The sequence below is a fragment of the Bradyrhizobium algeriense genome (genome assembly GCF_003062295.1).
Lineage (GTDB): Bacteria > Pseudomonadota > Alphaproteobacteria > Rhizobiales > Xanthobacteraceae > Bradyrhizobium > Bradyrhizobium algeriense.
This window is the reverse complement of sequence record NZ_PYCN01000002.1, coordinates 510769-527261: the sequence shown is the minus strand read 5'-3', so window position 1 is coordinate 527261 and position 16493 is coordinate 510769. Positions and strand designations below refer to the sequence as shown.

The 16493-nt window shown below is 63.4% G+C and carries 13 protein-coding genes; 7 read left to right on the top strand and 6 right to left on the bottom strand.

Annotated features, from left to right (window positions below):
• The first annotated feature begins 137 nt into the window (after positions 1-137).
• From C7G61_RS06555 to C7G61_RS44505, 5 genes are all read left to right on the top strand, one after another.
• Complete coding sequence (locus C7G61_RS06555) at positions 138-1490, top strand: hypothetical protein (RefSeq protein WP_108513262.1); 1353 nt, start codon at positions 138-140, stop codon at positions 1488-1490.
• A gap of 54 nt (positions 1491-1544) precedes the next feature.
• Positions 1545-2738: a methionine adenosyltransferase gene (gene metK, locus C7G61_RS06550; protein WP_108513261.1), complete on the top strand. Its 1194-nt coding sequence runs from the start codon at positions 1545-1547 to the stop codon at positions 2736-2738.
• Positions 2739-2865: 127 nt separating this feature from the next.
• A complete protein-coding gene (ahcY, locus tag C7G61_RS06545) occupies positions 2866-4299 on the top strand; it encodes an adenosylhomocysteinase (protein WP_108513260.1) in 1434 nt (477 codons plus the stop codon).
• Positions 4300-4521: 222 nt separating this feature from the next.
• Entirely contained in the window at positions 4522-5988 is a 1467-nt protein-coding gene (locus C7G61_RS06540; RefSeq protein WP_108513259.1) for a flavin-containing monooxygenase, read from the top strand.
• A 158-nt stretch (positions 5989-6146) separates the two neighbouring features.
• Complete coding sequence (locus C7G61_RS44505) at positions 6147-6299, top strand: hypothetical protein (protein ID WP_190241690.1); 153 nt, start codon at positions 6147-6149, stop codon at positions 6297-6299.
• A 506-nt stretch (positions 6300-6805) separates the two neighbouring features.
• Here the strand turns inward: C7G61_RS44505 and C7G61_RS06535 are convergent.
• From C7G61_RS06535 to galE, 5 genes are all read right to left on the bottom strand, one after another.
• Positions 6806-8509 carry a peptidase domain-containing ABC transporter gene (locus tag C7G61_RS06535; protein ID WP_190241689.1) on the bottom strand — a complete coding sequence of 568 codons (1704 nt, stop codon included), beginning with the start codon at positions 8507-8509 and terminating at the stop codon, positions 6806-6808.
• Between the two features lie 279 nt (positions 8510-8788).
• Positions 8789-9103: an EthD family reductase gene (locus C7G61_RS06530; RefSeq protein WP_108513257.1), complete on the bottom strand. Its 315-nt coding sequence runs from the start codon at positions 9101-9103 to the stop codon at positions 8789-8791.
• A 286-nt stretch (positions 9104-9389) separates the two neighbouring features.
• A complete protein-coding gene (locus tag C7G61_RS06525) occupies positions 9390-10091 on the bottom strand; it encodes a fumarylacetoacetate hydrolase family protein (RefSeq protein WP_108513256.1) in 702 nt (233 codons plus the stop codon).
• A 44-nt stretch (positions 10092-10135) separates the two neighbouring features.
• Positions 10136-11956: an ABC transporter ATP-binding protein gene (locus tag C7G61_RS06520; protein ID WP_108513255.1), complete on the bottom strand. Its 1821-nt coding sequence runs from the start codon at positions 11954-11956 to the stop codon at positions 10136-10138.
• Between the two features lie 103 nt (positions 11957-12059).
• Entirely contained in the window at positions 12060-13073 is a 1014-nt protein-coding gene (galE, locus tag C7G61_RS06515; protein WP_108513254.1) for a UDP-glucose 4-epimerase GalE, read from the bottom strand.
• 171 nt (positions 13074-13244) lie between these two features.
• On the opposite strand from galE, the gene C7G61_RS06510 reads away from it, so the two are divergent.
• Entirely contained in the window at positions 13245-14303 is a 1059-nt protein-coding gene (locus tag C7G61_RS06510) for a glycosyltransferase family 4 protein (protein ID WP_108513253.1), read from the top strand.
• Here the strand turns inward: C7G61_RS06510 and waaF are convergent.
• Entirely contained in the window at positions 14285-15352 is a 1068-nt protein-coding gene (gene waaF / locus C7G61_RS06505) for a lipopolysaccharide heptosyltransferase II (RefSeq protein ID WP_108513252.1), read from the bottom strand. The genes C7G61_RS06510 and waaF overlap by 19 nt on opposite strands.
• Before the next feature lie 163 nt (positions 15353-15515).
• On the opposite strand from waaF, the gene rfaD reads away from it, so the two are divergent.
• A complete protein-coding gene (gene rfaD, locus C7G61_RS06500) occupies positions 15516-16493 on the top strand; it encodes an ADP-glyceromanno-heptose 6-epimerase (protein ID WP_108513251.1) in 978 nt (325 codons plus the stop codon).

Genomic DNA, 16493 nt, shown 5'->3' with positions numbered 1-16493 from the left:
CCGCGGAGCGGGGGTTCAAGGCCGGCCGCGCTACATGTCGGCCGCCAGCAGTAGGGGGTTTCTTTGGTGGGCAGGGCGTGGTAGATTGCTGCCGTCACTTGGTGTTGCCCACCGATATTTCCCAATACTCCCGCTTGATGAAGAACGATCAAATTCTCAGCCAGATCACCGACTTCTGCCGCCACTCCGACATGGCGGAGACGACGTTTGGCCGCCGGTCGGTCAACGACGGCAAGCTGGTGCATCGGCTGCGCGAGGGCAAACGCATCACCATCGATACGCTGGACCGCATCCAGGCCTATATCGCGACGTCCACCGGCACCCTCCCGCCGCCGCGCGGGCTCGAGGTGCCGCCCGAAAGGCGCGATCCGCGCGGTAATTTCCGGTTTTTCGAGAACCGCCAGAAGTACCTGCTGTTCGTCCATACCTGCAGCGAGAAGCGGGTGATCGCCGAGCGGGTGGCGTTGGAGCTTTCCAGCCTGCATCCGCGTCCGCCAGCGCTTAGGGTATTCGACGCCGGCATTGGCGACGGCACGGTGCTGGCGCGGGTGATGCGCTCGATGCACGGCCGCTTTCCCCACATGCCGTTCTACATCGCCGGCAAGGAGTTGAGCCTCGAGGATGTCCGGCTGACGCTCGACAAGGTGCCGGACCGGCTGTTCGAGCACCCGGCGACCGTCGTCGTCCTGACCAACATGCATTACGCCGAGGCGCCCTGGCTGACGCCGGCCTCGCCAGCCGCGGCGGCCGGCATGATCTGGCACGAGGTCGGCCTGCGGGGGGCCTCCTCGGGCGAATTCGAGACACAGATCGCCGAATTGGGGCCGTTTCTGGAACAAAACTGGCGGGCCAACATCAGCCCCAAATCGGGCATGCCGATCTATGAACGCCCGGTGGCGCTGGTCGTATACCGGGAAGACCACCGGTTCCTGCTTGATTCGATCATCCCCCGGGCGGGTCGGACCGAGGCCAATTTCGACCTTGTGATCGCGTCCCAGCCCTATCGGGCGAAATCCTCTGTGAATTTCCGCGCCAAGCGGATCATCGCGCCGCTGGCCCGGGCTCTGCGGGCAGGGGGGCGTTTGATCGGAATTCACTCCCATGGGCAGGATCCGGGCCTGGAAATCATCCAATCGGTCTGGCCGGGAGAAAATCCTTTCGCCGTGAGCCGTCATGAGCTATTGCGCGCGGTGAAATACGAGCTGGGATCGGCCGGGCGCGACCTTAATTTTAATGCCTACGCCGATAACCGTTCCATCTTCCGTTATGATATGGAAGCGCTGCCCAACGAGGTCACCGGCCAGATCGGAACCTCGACGGCCTTTGCAGCGTGGAATGCGGCGGTGTATGTCGCCCAGATCGAAGACGACCGGTTGGCGGAAATGACAGAAAACAGCCGAACCCTCGATGCCACCAGAGAGGTTCTGCGCAAGCATAATGGGCTTTGGTTTTACGACGAATCCTACGTCATTTCGCGCCGTCGCGACTGACATTCCAGGAACACAAACAAACGTCGGAGTTCGACGAAAAGAGGGGTCTGCTTGATGCGCGCGTCTTACCTGTTCACCAGCGAGTCGGTCTCGGAGGGTCATCCCGATAAGGTCTGCGACCGAATTTCCGACGAGATCGTCGACCTGTTCTACCGGGAAGGGCCGAAGGCGGGCATCGATCCGTGGGCGATCCGCGCGGCCTGCGAAACGCTCGCTACCACCAACAAGGTGGTGATCGCCGGCGAAACCCGCGGCCCGGAATCGGTCACCAATGAGCAGATCGAAAACACCGTGCGTGAGGCGATCAAGGATATCGGCTACGAGCAGGAAGGTTTTCACTGGAAGACCGCCGACATCGAAATCCTGCTGCATCCGCAGTCCGCTGATATCGCGCAGGGCGTCGACGCCAAGCAGCCCAGCAACCAGGAAGAGGGCGCGGGCGACCAGGGCATCATGTTCGGCTACGCCACCAACGAGACGCCCGACTTGATGCCGGCGCCGATCTTCTACGCCCACAAGATCCTGCGGCTGATTTCCGAAGCCCGCCACTCCGGCCGCGAAAAGGTGCTGGGTCCGGACTCCAAGAGCCAGGTCACCGTGCAGTACGAGAATGGCAAGCCGGTCGGCGTCCGCGAGATCGTGGTCTCGCACCAGCATCTGGTCGAGGACCTGACCTCCAATCAGGTTCGCGACATTATCGAGCCCTATGTGCGCGAGGCGCTGCCGAAGGAATGGATCAACGGCAAGACCATCTGGCACATCAATCCCACCGGAAAGTTCTACATCGGCGGCCCCGATGGCGACTCCGGCCTCACCGGCCGCAAGATCATTGTCGATACCTATGGCGGCGCGGCCCCGCATGGCGGCGGCGCGTTCTCCGGCAAGGACCCGACCAAGGTCGACCGTTCGGCGGCCTATGCGGCGCGCTACGTCGCCAAGAACATTGTCGCGGCCGGTCTTGCCGATCGTTGCACGCTGCAGCTCGCCTACGCGATCGGCGTGGCGCGGCCGCTGTCGATCTATATCGATACCCATGGCACCGGAAAGGTGCCGGAGGACAAGCTCGAGAAGGCGGCTGCGCAGGCGATGGATTTGACGCCGCGCGGCATCCGCACCCATCTCGATCTCAACCGGCCGATCTACGCGCGTACCTCGGCCTACGGCCATTTCGGCCGAACGCCGGACAATGAAGGCGGCTTCTCCTGGGAGAAGACCGACCTGGTCGAACCGCTCAAGCGCGCGCTTTAGCTTTAACACCGTCATTTCGGGGCACCGCCATAGCGGTGAACCCGGAATCTTTTCCATGATCTCGAGATTCCGGGTTCGTGGCTCACGCGCGCCCCGGAATGACGAACTCCACAAAGGGAAACTCCCCATGACCACCGCCGCCGCCAAGAAGCCCGCCTTCACCGACTATATCGTCAAGGACATCTCGCTCGCCGAATTCGGCCGCAAGGAAATCTCGCTGGCCGAGACCGAAATGCCCGGCCTGATGGCGACCCGCGAGGAATACGGCCCGAAGCAGCCGTTGAAGGGCGCCCGCATCGCCGGCTCCCTGCACATGACGATCCAGACCGCGGTCTTGATCGAGACGCTGGCGGCCCTCGGCGCCGATATCCGCTGGGTGTCGTGCAACATCTACTCGACGCAGGACCATGCGGCAGCCGCCATCGCGGCCGCCGGCATTCCGGTGTTTGCGGTGAAGGGCGAAACGCTCGCCGAATACTGGGACTACACCGCAAAGCTGTTCGACTGGCACGGCGGCGGCACGCCCAACATGATCCTCGATGACGGCGGCGACGCCACCATGCTGGTGCATCACGGCCTGCGCGCCGAGAACGGCGACGTCAAGTTCCTCGACAAGCCGGAGTCGGAAGAAGAGGAAGTGTTCTTCGCGCTGATCAAGAAGATCCTGAAGGAAAAGCCGAAGGGCTACTTCTCCGAGATCGCCAAGAACATCAAAGGCGTTTCCGAAGAGACCACCACGGGCGTGCACCGGCTCTACAATATGGAGAAGGAAGGCAAGCTGCTGTTCCCCGCCATCAACGTCAACGACAGCGTCACCAAGTCGAAATTCGACAACCTCTATGGTTGCCGTGAATCGCTGGTCGACGGCATCCGCCGCGGCACCGACGTGATGATGTCCGGCAAGACCGCGATGGTTGCGGGCTTCGGCGACGTCGGCAAGGGCTCGGCCGCCTCGCTGCGCCAGGCCGGCTGCCGTGTCATGGTTTCCGAAGTCGATCCGATCTGCGCGCTGCAGGCTGCGATGGAAGGCTATGAAGTCGTGACCATGGAAGACGCCGCCCCGCGCGCCGACATCTTCGTCACCGCGACCGGCAACAAGGACATCATCACCATCGACCACATGCGCGCGATGAAGGATCGCGCCATCGTCTGCAACATCGGCCACTTCGACAACGAGATCCAGATCGCAGGGCTTCGTAATTTGAAGTGGACCAACATCAAGCCGCAGGTCGACGAGATCGAATTCCCCGACAAGCATCGCATCATCCTGCTGTCGGAAGGCCGCCTCGTGAACCTCGGCAACGCCATGGGCCATCCCTCCTTCGTGATGTCGGCGTCGTTCACCAACCAGACGCTGGCGCAGATCGAGCTCTGGGCCAACAACAAGGACGGCAAGTACGAGAAGAAGGTCTACGTGCTGCCGAAGACGCTGGACGAGAAGGTGGCCCGGCTGCATCTCGCCAAGATCGGCGTCAAGCTGACCGAACTGCGCAAGGACCAGGCCGAATATATCGGCGTCAAGCCGGAAGGCCCGTTCAAGTCGGATCATTACCGGTATTGATTTCAGGCAGGGTGCGCCGCTGCAGGTGTCGTCCTGACGTAAATGCCAGAGCCTCAGCAAGCCCCGGAGCGATCCGGGGCTTTTTGCTGGTTGGCCGCACAACCCGTGATCGTTGAGATTCAATCGTAAATTCCGATACAGCCTGTATCGCCGCGGCAACCTGACAATGCGAGTTGCAATTCCTCCCTGCTGCCCATTAGATCGGGCAGCAGGGAGAGCGCCATGACCGAGGCAACTGAACATTTCGACGTGCTGATCGTCGGAGCCGGCCTGTCCGGCATCGGCGCGGGCTATCACCTGCAGGAGAAATGCCCGGACAAGAGCTACGTCATCCTCGAGGGACGCGACTGCATCGGCGGCACCTGGGATCTGTTTCGCTATCCCGGCATCCGCTCCGACAGCGACATGTACACGCTCGGCTATTCGTTCAAACCGTGGACCGAGCCGAAGGCGATCGCGGACGGGCCGCGGATACTGAATTATGTCTGCGAGACCGCTGTCGACAACGGCATCGACAGGAAGATTCGCTTCCACCACCGCGTCAAACGCGCGTCGTGGTCGTCGCCGGATGCTCGCTGGACCGTTGAGGCCGAACGCACGGTGGACGAGGGCGCATCCGAAATCGTCCGCTTCACCTGCAATTTCCTTTTCATGTGCTCGGGCTATTACAAATACGAGGAAGGCTACACGCCGGAATTTTCCGGCACGGCTGACTTCGCCGGCCAGATCGTGCATCCGCAGAAATGGCCTAGGGATATCGACTACGCCGGCAAGCGTGTGGTGGTGATCGGCTCGGGCGCCACAGCGGTGACGCTGGTGCCCGAAATGGCCAAGACCGCGGCGCATGTCACCATGCTGCAGCGCTCGCCGACTTACGTGGTGGCGCGGCCGGCGGAAGATGCGCTCGCCAACAAGCTGCGCCGGAATTTCTCCGCGAAACTCGCCTATCACATGATCCGCTGGCGCAACGTGCTGTTCGGCATGTATTTCTTCCAGCTCTGTCGCCGCAAGCCCGACCGTGCCAAGCAGTTGATCCTCGGCGGCGTCAAGATGGCGCTGGGGCCGGAATACGACGTCGCCAAGCATTTCACGCCGCGCTACAATCCGTGGGAGCAGCGGCTGTGCCTGGTGCCTGATGGTGACCTGTTCAAGTCGATCCGGGACAAGCGCGCCTCCGTCGTCACCCATGAGATCGACAGCTTCACCAAGGGCGGCATCAAGCTGAAGGACGGCAGCGAGCTCGAGGCCGACATCATTATCACCGCGACCGGGCTGAACCTGCAGGTGCTCGGCGGCCTCGAAGTCAGCGTCGACGGCCGCACGGTCGATTTCGCGCGAACGCTGAACTACAAGGGCATGATGTATTCGGACATCCCGAACATGGCCTCCGCGTTCGGCTACACCAACGCGTCGTGGACGCTGAAATGCGATCTCACCTGCGAATATGTCTGCCGGCTGATCAATTACATGGACCGCAACGGCTACAAGCAGTGCATGCCGCATAATGTCGATCCTGACGTCAGGGAACTGCCGTCGCTGGATTTCTCCTCCGGCTATGTGCAGCGCTCGATCGCGAAATTGCCCAAGCAGGGCTCGAAACGGCCGTGGCGGCTGTATCAGAACTACGCGCTCGACATCGTCACCCTGCGCTACGGCAAGGTCGACGACGGGGTGATGCAGTATTCGTGAGCGGTTCCACCGCGAGGTGCGTCCCGACGCCCCATGCGTTATTTCGCGTATACGTAGGCGAGCGCGAATCGTTCAAGGTTCCCTCACGGTTAACGCCGGATTAACCGGCGTCCCTATACGCTGCGTGGCTTGTGGCCCCTGACAGCACGAGGAAGCCCATGGACGCCCAGCGAATAGCCGTCGATGCCATCGTGGCGCTGACCGATTGCGACCGCGAAGCGGCCGTAGCCTTCATCCGCAAGTTCTATCTGGCCGGCGTGAGGGATCCCAAGCGGCTGACCTTCAAGGGCCTACAGGCGTTGCGGAGCTGAGGCTTTTGTTTCTCGATTGTCGGCTGCCAGGGCCGTCATGCGAGGTATCCAGTACGCTGCGGCCTCTCCGCGTCATTGCGAGCGAAGCGAAGCAATCCATTTCGCAGCTTGCGGAGGCGTGGATTGCTTCGCTTCGCTCGCAATGACGGTGGATACAGTTTCGCCTTCTCGCGGCATGCTTCTCGAAGAACTTGACGCCAGCACCGCGGCGTCAGGACCACACGACTTCGCCGTACGCTCAAGCTGCACACGTCAGTCGCAGCTCTCGCGTCCATCGCATCTCACCGCACGTTCGTGACGATGGCCAACGCCCCTCATCTGCCGTGAGACGGGCGGAGTTATGCCGCTGATTTGGCCTGCGGGTTAAGCGGAATATTTTTGCAAAGGGGGCTGGACAGACTTTTGGTGATTTGCGCGACAAGCGGTTCTGTCGCAGCCAGCGGGCGGTGGGTAGTGAAGCAAGCGGGCAGGAGGCTACCGAAACCTTCGTGCGACTGAGGTCTCGATCACAACGAGACCCCCTCCAGGGAACGTGCATAGTCGGACCACAGGGAGGCGTACTCCGGCGCGGTTTTGACGAGCTGCTCGTGCGGGCCGTCGCCGACGAGACGGCCAGCCTCAAGCACCAGGATGCGATCGGCGCTGCGCTTCGCGGCGAGATGGTGCGAGACGAGGATCAGCAGACGATCTCGCCCCCAGACGGCCAGCCGTTTCTCCAGCGCCACTGCGGCTTCGGCATCAAGAAACGCCGTCGGCTCATCGAACAGTGCAAGCTTCGGATTGCGCACGACGGCCCTGGCGATGGACAGGCGCTGACGCTGCCCGCCGGACAGCGAGCGACCGCCCTCGCTCAGCTCGGCGTCAGTGCCACCCGGCAGGGCCTCGACAAAACCCAGCGCATCGGAGAAACCCAGGGCCTCACGCAACGCGGCATCGTCAGCATCTCGGCCGGGCGCAAGATTCTCCCGCACCGTTCCCGAAAACAGCGCCGTGTCCTGATCGACCACGCCGATCCTCCCGCGCAGCCAGCGCGGGTCATAATGCCTGAGATCGTGACCGAACAGCTCAACCCGGCCGGAGTAGTCGCCGAGCAATCCGAGCAGGATCCGGATCAGGGTCGACTTGCCCGAACCGTTGCGGCCGACAAGAGCGATGACGCCGTGCGACGGCAACGCAACGCTGACGTCGTGCAGCGCCGGCCGGTTCGCTCCGGGATAGGTCAGCGACACGTTCGACAGCACGATGCCTCCGGCCGTAAATTCGCGGACGGGTGGAGTGATGGTCGCCTGCTCCCGCGGCTCGGAGACGAACTTGGCGATCCGGCGGACAGCCACGTCCGCCTCCTGATAGGTCCTGTAGACGTCTCCGGCGGCCAGGATCGGTCCGGTGATCCGGCCGGCGAGCAACTGCAACGCCAGCAGTTCGCCGACGGTGAGATGCCCCTGAAACATGCGCCAGCAGCCGAGCCCGACCACAAGCAATGTGAGTCCACGTGAGACGATCTGCGACCTGAGGATGAAAGCGCGGCTGAGATCCATCAGATGACAGAGCTTGTCGAGCATCGCGCCGGTGATGCGGTCCCATCGGCGCATACGGCCGCCTTCGAGTGCCAGCGCCTTGATGGTCGAAATGCCGTTGACGCTCTCGGACAGAACATTCTGCCGCGCACCGATGCTGGCGTAATAGTCATCCGCGACGAGCCGGAACGCGCCCAGATGCTCGCGTGTGAGGATGGCCAGCAGCGGAGCGATCACCAGCAAGGTTAGCCCGACGACGAGGTCGTAATAGAGCATCAGGCCCAGCGCGACGATGGCGCCGCCGGTATCGAAGACGACATGCGGCAGATGATAAAGTACGAAGTCGCGGACCTTTGTCGCCTGCTGAAAATGATTGAGCACGTCGCCGGAGCGGAAATCCGCACCGTCGATGCGCGCTCGCATGAGATGCGCGAAGACCTTGCGCGACACGCGCCGGTCGATGAAGGCGACAAGCCGGATCACCAGCTTCTGACGCCAGGACGCAACCGCCGCCTCAAGCCCGACGGCGGCGACCGCGGTCAGCGCGAGGCCAGCGAGCGCCCAGTCCGCCCGTCCTGCCACGATCGTATCGACCGCTTTCTGCGTACTGATGGGAAAGACGAGACCCGCGGCATACACCGCGCCCGTCATCGCAAGGATCGACGCGACCTGCTCGCGGCGCAGCAGCAGCATACGTCCGATCCAGCGCCAGCCAAAAGACGACGGCTGACCTGCCGGTTGACGCCGATCGTGCATGGATGAAGCCCCCGCGGAAAAGCGGAGCCAGAAACAGCTTCGCTCCGGCAACATTATGGCCGAAGCCGGCACTAGGGCGAATCACACCTGAGCCACAGCAAGTAGCCCGCATGAGCGGAGCGATATGCGGGAACGCCGCCCCGGATGTCGCTTTCCGCCTACGCTCGTTGAGCTACGGCGGACAAGTCGCTCATCCGGGGCACGGTTGCCGGGTCGTCAGCCTACGACGACTTCGCTGATTTGAATGACCGGAGACTGGTCGGTATAGTTCGGGATGTCGGCCATGATCTCCTTGGCATGCGGTCCAAAGCCGGCCTGGAAGGCCTCGACCGAGTCGCAGAAGATATGACACATCCCGACATAGGTGGCGGGAGCGCCGGGTGCGCCGCCGGCCATGCCTTTGTCGACCGTATAGGACTTGCACGCATCGCCCATGCGGGCTTTCACCAGCGGCATATGCTTGTCGCGGTAGTAATCGTGATCGAAGCGCCCGCCGGGTGTATTGGGATACATTACGCTTACCTTGATCATGGACGTGTCCTCCGATCCGACATTCGCCGTTATTCTCCGGCAATAGTTGAAATCTGTGTCAGTTTTGCGGATCTTGCAACCGAAAGTGCCGGGGCGCGGTATCAGGCGCGCGCGGCTGCGGCGTAATCCGAGCAATGCGTAGGATGGATGGGTGGAGCGAAGCGATACCCATCATTTGCATCCGATGATCGCGATGGGTTTCGCAAGGGCTCAACCCATCCTACCGGCTCAACGAAAAAGCCCCGGATCAGGTCCGGGGCTTTGCATTTCGCGATGGCTTTCAGTTCTATTCCGGCTTGCCGATCGCAACCTTCAGCGTGCCGACGCCGTCGACGCCGCACTCGATCTGGTCGCCGGGGTTGAGCTGGGAGACGCCGGCGGGCGTGCCCGTCATGATGATGTCGCCGGCGGCGAGTTTTACCTGTTGTGAGAGCTGCCAGATGATCTCCGGCACGTTCCAGATCAGTTCGGTCAGATCACCTTTTTGGGTTTCCGTGCCGTTCACCGTCAGCCAGATCTTGCCCTTGGTGGGATGGCCGATCTTGGCGGCCGGCTGGATCGCGGAGCAGGGCGCGGAATAGTCGAACGACTTGCCGACTTCCCACGGCCGCTCCTTCTTGCGCGAGGCGATCTGCAGGTCGCGGCGGGTGAGGTCGATGCCGACGGCATAGCCGTAGACATGGTCGAGCGCCTTCTCGGCCGAGATGTTGAGGCCGCCGCTCTTCATCGCGACGATCAGTTCGACCTCGTGATGCAGATCCTTGGTCAGCGGCGGATAGGGGATCGTGGCGCCGTCGGGCACCAGCATGTCGGCGTGCTTGGCGAAGAAGAACGGCGGCGCGCGCTCGTCATTGCCCATCTCGCGGATGTGCTCGAGATAGTTGCGCCCGACGCACCAGATGCGGCGGACCGGATAGGTCCCTGTTTCGCCGACGACGGGAAGGGTGGGCTGCGGGGCTGCTGATATGACGTAGGAGGCTGCGTTCATGAAGAAGGTCTCGGGAGGTTACGGTTGGAAATTCAGGAATAGCCTTACGCGGTTGCGCTGACCGGCGCCAGACTGGGATGGCCGGCGTCGCGCTGTTGCAGGCGGAAGAACGAGGCGTAGCGGCCGGCGCGCCGCAGCAAATCGTCATGCTGGCCGCGCTCGACGATCTCCCCGCCCTCGACCACTAGAATGGCGTCGGCGTGCATGATGGTGTGCAGGCGGTGGGCGATCACGATGGTGGTGCGGTTCTGGCAGAGATGCTCGATCGCCTCCTGCACGGCTTTTTCGGACTCGGAGTCCAGCGCGGCAGTTGCTTCGTCGAGCAGGATGATCGGCGCGTTCTTGAGCAACGCCCGGGCGACTGCGATGCGCTGGCGCTGGCCGCCGGATAGCTGCGTGCCATGCTCGCCGACGGGCGTGTCGTAGCCGAGCGGAAAGCCCATGATGAAGTCATGCGCGCAGGCCGCCTTCGCCGCCGCCACGATCTCGTCCTGGGTGGCGCCTTCCTTGCCGAACGCGATGTTGGCGCCGACCGTGTCGCGGAACAGATAGACGTCCTGTCCGACATAGCCGGTCTGGGCGCGCAGCGAATGGCGCGATACGCCCGAGATCGCCTGGCCGTCGATCAGGATGGCGCCGTCGTTCACTTCATAGAGCCGCAGCAGCAGCGCCAGCACCGTTGACTTGCCGCCACCGGACGGGCCGACCAGCGCGGTGGTCTTGCCGGGTTCGGCGACAAAACTCATGCGGCGCAGCACCGGCTCGTTTGGCCGGTAGCCGAAAGTGACGTCGCGGAATTCGACGCGGGCATCGCTGAGCTTCAGCGCCGGCTTGTCACTGTCGTCGGGCTCGCTCGGCGGGCTGTCGACGATCTCCAAGAGCTTGCGCGCGCCGATCAGGTTGCTGTTGAGCTCGATGTTGAGCCGCGCCAGCCGCTTGGCCGGCTCATAGGCCAGCAGGAACGCGGTCAGGAACGAGAAGAACTGGCCGGGCGAAGCGCCCATCGCGACTACCCGGTAACCGCCGTACATCAGGCCGCCCGCGATCGCGAAACCGCCGAGCGTCTCCATCAGCGGGCTGGAGCGGTTGGAAACCCGCGCCATCTTGTTGGCGTTACGCTCGACCGCGGTGATGCTGGCGTCGATGCGCTCGCGCATCGCCTGCTCGAGCGCGAAGGCTTTCACCGTGCGGATGCCCTGCAGGGATTCCTGCATCGTCTCCATGATGTCGGCGGTGCCGGAGAACTGGTTGTGCGCGAGGCCCTTGATGCGCTTCACCAGCTTGCGCAGCACAATCATCGCCGGCGGCGCCACCGCAAAACCCAGCAGCGCCATCAAAGGATCGGTCAATACCATGACGACGACGAGCGCGATCAGTGACAGCAGATCGCGCCCGATGGCGTTGATCAGGAGATTGAGCACCTGCGTCACCGCGGTGGCGCCGGCGGTCAGCCGCGCTAGAAATTCCGAGGAATGCCGCTCGGAGAAGAACGCGATGTTTTCGCTCATCAGCTTGGCGAACAGACGGCGCTGGTTGTTGGCGAGGATCGCGTTGCCGATCTGCGACAGGATCACGGTGTGCCCATAGGTCGCCGCGCCCTTGATGGTGAAGATGGCGATGGTGACCAGCGACAGGACCGCAATGCCGCGCACATCCTTGTCGACATAGGCCTTGTTGATGACCTCGCCGAGCAAATAGGCGGAACCGGCGGTGGTCGCCGCCGCAAGCCCCATCAGCGCGAAGGCGAGCAGATAGCGCCGCCAGTAGGCGAGCCCCTGTTCGGCGACCAGACGCCTGATCAGGATCGCCGCGCCATAGGGGTCGTCGGTGATTTTTCTCGGATTTTCTCTTGGAAGTTCGGTCATCCGCGTTCCATTGACGGCGCTTCGTAGCCGGCGCGTCAGGGCTGCTGCGGGTTAGTCCTTGCCTGCTTGGCGGGGCTTTTTCAAGCCAAATAAGCGCTTGATTTCAGGCTGATTCCGCATGCTGCGGAAGGCCGCCGCGGTCGTGGAACAGCTTCTGTTCCCAGGCCAGCGCGTGGGAGGCGATGGTCTCGAGATTGTCGAATTGCGGTGTCCAGTCCAGCGTCGCATGAATGCGGCTGACGTCAGCGACCATCGTCATGATGTCGCCGGGGCGGCGCGGCGCATATGAAACCGCGAAATTGCGCCCGGAGACGCGGCGGACGGCTTCGATGGTTTCGAGCACGGAGTAGCCGCGGCCGTAACCGCAGTTCAGCGTGATCGAGCTTTTGCCGTCGCGCAAATAGGCCAGCGCGGCGCGATGGGCCTGCGCGAGATCGCTGACATGGATGAAATCGCGGATGCAGCTTCCGTCCGGCGTCGGGTAGTCAGTGCCGTACACGTCGATCTTGGCGCGCTGGCCGGTGGCGGCTTCGACCGCGATCTTGAGCAGATGTGTGGCGCCGACGGTGGCGAGGCCGCAGCGGCCCAAAGGATCGGCGCCGGCGACGTTGAAGTAGCGCAGCACGACATAGTTCATGCCATGCGCGGAAGCGACATCGTGCAGCATGATTTCCGTCATCAGCTTGGAAGAGCCGTAGGGCGACGCCGGCCGCGTCGGCGCATGTTCCGGCACCGGCACTTGGTCCGGATTGCCGTAGACGGCAGCCGTCGACGAAAAGATGAATTTGTTGACGCCGCCCTTGACCGCGGCATTCAAGAGGCTGCGGGTCGTCATGGTGTTGTTGCGATAATAGCCGAGCGGATCGCGCACCGAATCCGGCACCACGATGGAGCCGGCGAAATGAATGATGCTCTCGATGCCGTGCTGGGCGATCACGCCTGCGACGAGGTTTTCATCGCCGGCGTCGCCGATGAACAGCGGCACGCCTTCCGGCAGGAAGGCGGAGAATCCGGTGGACAGATTATCGATCACGACGACGCTTTCGCCGGCATCCGCCAGCGCATGAACCGTGTGACTTCCGATATAGCCGGCGCCACCTGTGACGAGCACGGTCATGGGCCACCTCTCGCTCTTGAATTTGGCGCGCGCCCGGACGCAAAACCGGTTTCCACGTTATGCTGGTCGCGCTCTATGGGAGGCAATGCTAGCGGGGCTGCGGTGAAGAGTGGGTTTCGGCACGGGCGAACTGGCCACTATGCTTAATGTTGCGTATAGGAACTGGCTGAAATGGAGCCGGACGTGCCGATCGAGAACAATTTGGCCAGTGATCTGCAACTGATCGTGCCGAATCTGCACAGGCGCTATTCAGGCGTCACCGCGACCAACCGGATGGTGGCGCCGAAGCTTGCCACAATGTACTGCGCGGCGTGGCTCGGGCCGCATGCGCCCGACGGCATCGCGCGGATGGGTTTTGCGGATCTCCTGAAACTCTGGCGGCACCGCAACTCCCTGATCTGGCACGCGCGCCGTAACGACGAGATGATCGCGGGGCTGTTGCTGCGCGCGCTCGGCTGGCCGTTGAAACTCGTCTTCACTTCAGCCGCACAGCGGCATCACAAGCGGCTGACGCGCTGGCTGATCCGGCAGATGGATGCGGTGATCGCCACTTCCGAGCTCTCGGCGTCGTTTCTCAAGCGCAAGGCTGTTGTGGTGATGCATGGCGTCGATACCGACAGCTACGCACCGCCGGCCGATCGCGCGGCGGCGTTTGCGGAGGCCAAACTGCCGGGGCGTTACGCGATCGGCTGCTTCGGCCGGGTGCGCGCGCAAAAGGGCACGGACGTGTTTGTCGAGGCGATGTGCCGGCTGCTGCCGCGTTACCCCGATTTCACCGCTGTCATCGTCGGCGCGGTGGTGCCGGAGCAGCAGGGTTTTGCCAACGGTCTGAAGCAGCAGATCGAGGCGGCCGGGCTGCAGTCGCGCATCGTCATCACGGGCGAGCTCGCGATCGAGGAGGTGCAGCGCTGGTATCAGCGGCTGACGATCTACGCCTTCACCTCGCGCAATGAAGGCTTTGGTCTGACGCTGATCGAGGCGATGTCCTCAGGGGCGGCGCTGGTGGCGTCGCGCGCGGGCGCCGCGGAGTTCGTGGTCGAAGAGGGCGTGACCGGCCTATTGACGCCGCCGGGCGATGCCGACGCGCTGGTGGCGGCACTGGAGCCGTTGATGCGCGATCCGGCCGCGGCAATCGCGATGGGCGAGCGTGCGCGCGCGCGCGTGCTGCAAAAGTTCAGCCTCGAGGCGGAGGCGAATGCGATCGCCGCGGTCTATCGTGCGCTCGGCTGAGTGACCAGCAGGCGGTGCGCGACCTCGGCCACGTAGGCGGGATCGATGTCGCGCATGCAGCGGTGGTCGTTCATGGTGCAGACGGTGCGTTGGCAGGGCTGGCAGGGCAGCACCGCCTTGGTCTGAACAACCGTCGCGGCAAGACCGTTCAGCGGCGCCCACAGATAGGGACTGGTGGGGCCGAAAATGCCCATGGTCGGCGTGCCGATCGCGGCCGCGATATGCATCAGGCCCGAATCGTTAGAGATGGCGACGCCGGCCGCCGCCATTGCCAGAATGCCGTTGCGCAGGTCTGACCCGGTGAGGTCGCGGACCTTGCCGCGGCCGGCGGCAACGATTTCCTGCGCCAGCGCCTTCTCACCGGGGCCGCCGACCACCCAGACGTCGAGCCCGCGCTCGATCAGGAGCCGCGCGGCGCCGGGGTAATAGGTCCAGCGCTTGGAGGCGCCGACGGATCCCGGGGCCAGCGCCACCGCGGGGCCTGAGCCCAATTCGTTGGCCTGCCGCCAGCGCGCGATTTCCTCCGGCGGCACGACGAGTTGCGGCACCGGCCATTCGCCCGGCAGCGGCGCGCCGGCAGGCAGCGCCAGCGCGGCATTCTTGTCGATGAAGCGGGGCAGGGCTTTTTCGCCCCAGCGCATCCGGTTGATCAGCCCAAATCTGGCCTCGCCGAAAAAGCCGACGCGCTCGGGGATCCCGGCCAGCGTCGGCGCAATCGCGGCTTTCCAGGTGCGGGGCAGGACGAGGGCGGTTCCATAACCCCGGGCACGCAGCTCGGAGGCCAGCCCCCACTGTTTCGCCACCGCCAAACGGCCGCGGGGCAGATCCCAGACGATTCCGGCGCGGACACCCGGCATGTAATCGACCAGCGGCGCGCACAGCGAGGTCACCAGCAAATCGACCGGCCGGTTCGGCCAGCGCTGCTTGAGGACACGCACGACGGTATGGCCGCGGATGTAATCGCCGATCCACATATAGGGCACGATCAGGATCGGCCGCGTGTCGGCGGCGTCCTCCATCTCGATCCCGTCTATTGAATCCGAATTCATTTTTTGTTTAACTGACTTCAGGCCTCATTCCGGCCCCGTCGGTAACTGCTCTGCTCCGCTAGGTAAAGCCGGGTGATCCGCCTTCACCCAGCCATATCAGCCAAGTTGCTTGCCGCGCGGGAGTGGGGCAAAGCTTTGCCGAACAATCACGGCAGGGGATGGCATGTTGCTGGTGACCGGGGGTGCCGGTTTTATCGGGTCGAACGTCGTGGCTGCGTTGAATGACACCGGCCGGGACGTGGCCGTGTGCGACGTGCTCGGCCATGACGGCAAATGGCGCAATCTGGCCAAGCGCCGGCTCGCCGATGTCGTGCCGCCCTCGGAACTGATGGACTGGCTGAAGGGCCGCCGGCTGGAGGCCGTCATTCATCTCGGCGCCATCTCCGAGACCACGGCGACCGACGGCGATCTGGTGATCGAGACCAATTTCCGGCTGTCGATGCGACTCTTGGACTGGTGCACGGCGAACGCCACGCCGCTGATCTACGCGTCCTCGGCGGCGACCTATGGCGACGGCAGCGAAGGCTTCAGCGACGACCAATCCATGGACACCCTGAAGAAGCTGCGGCCGATGAATCTCTACGGCTGGAGCAAGCATCTGTTCGACATGGCGGTGGCCGAACGCGCCGCGCGCGGCGAACGGCTGCCGCCGCAATGGGCCGGGTTGAAGTTTTTCAACGTGTTCGGCCCTAACGAATATCACAAGGGCACGATGATGAGCGTGCTGGCGCGGCGCTTCGACGACGTCAAGGCCGGGCGCCCCGTGCAATTGTTCAAGTCGCACCGCGAAGGCATCGCCGACGGCGACCAGCGGCGCGACTTCATCTATGTCGACGATGTCGTACGCGTGACGATGTGGCTGCTCTCGACATCAGGCGTCAGCGGCATCTTCAATGTCGGCACCGGCACCGCGCGCAGCTTTCGTGACCTGATGCTGTCGGCCTATGCGGCGCTCGGCGCCACGCCGAACATCCAGTATATCGACATGCCCGAAGCGATCCGCGGCAGCTATCAATACTTCACCCAGAGCGAAGTCGATCGGTTGCTGCGCGCCGGCTATAATGGCGGCTTCACCGCGCTGGAAGACGCGGTCGAGCGTTACGTGAAGGGTTTCCTCGATCGCACCGATCGCTTTCGCTGA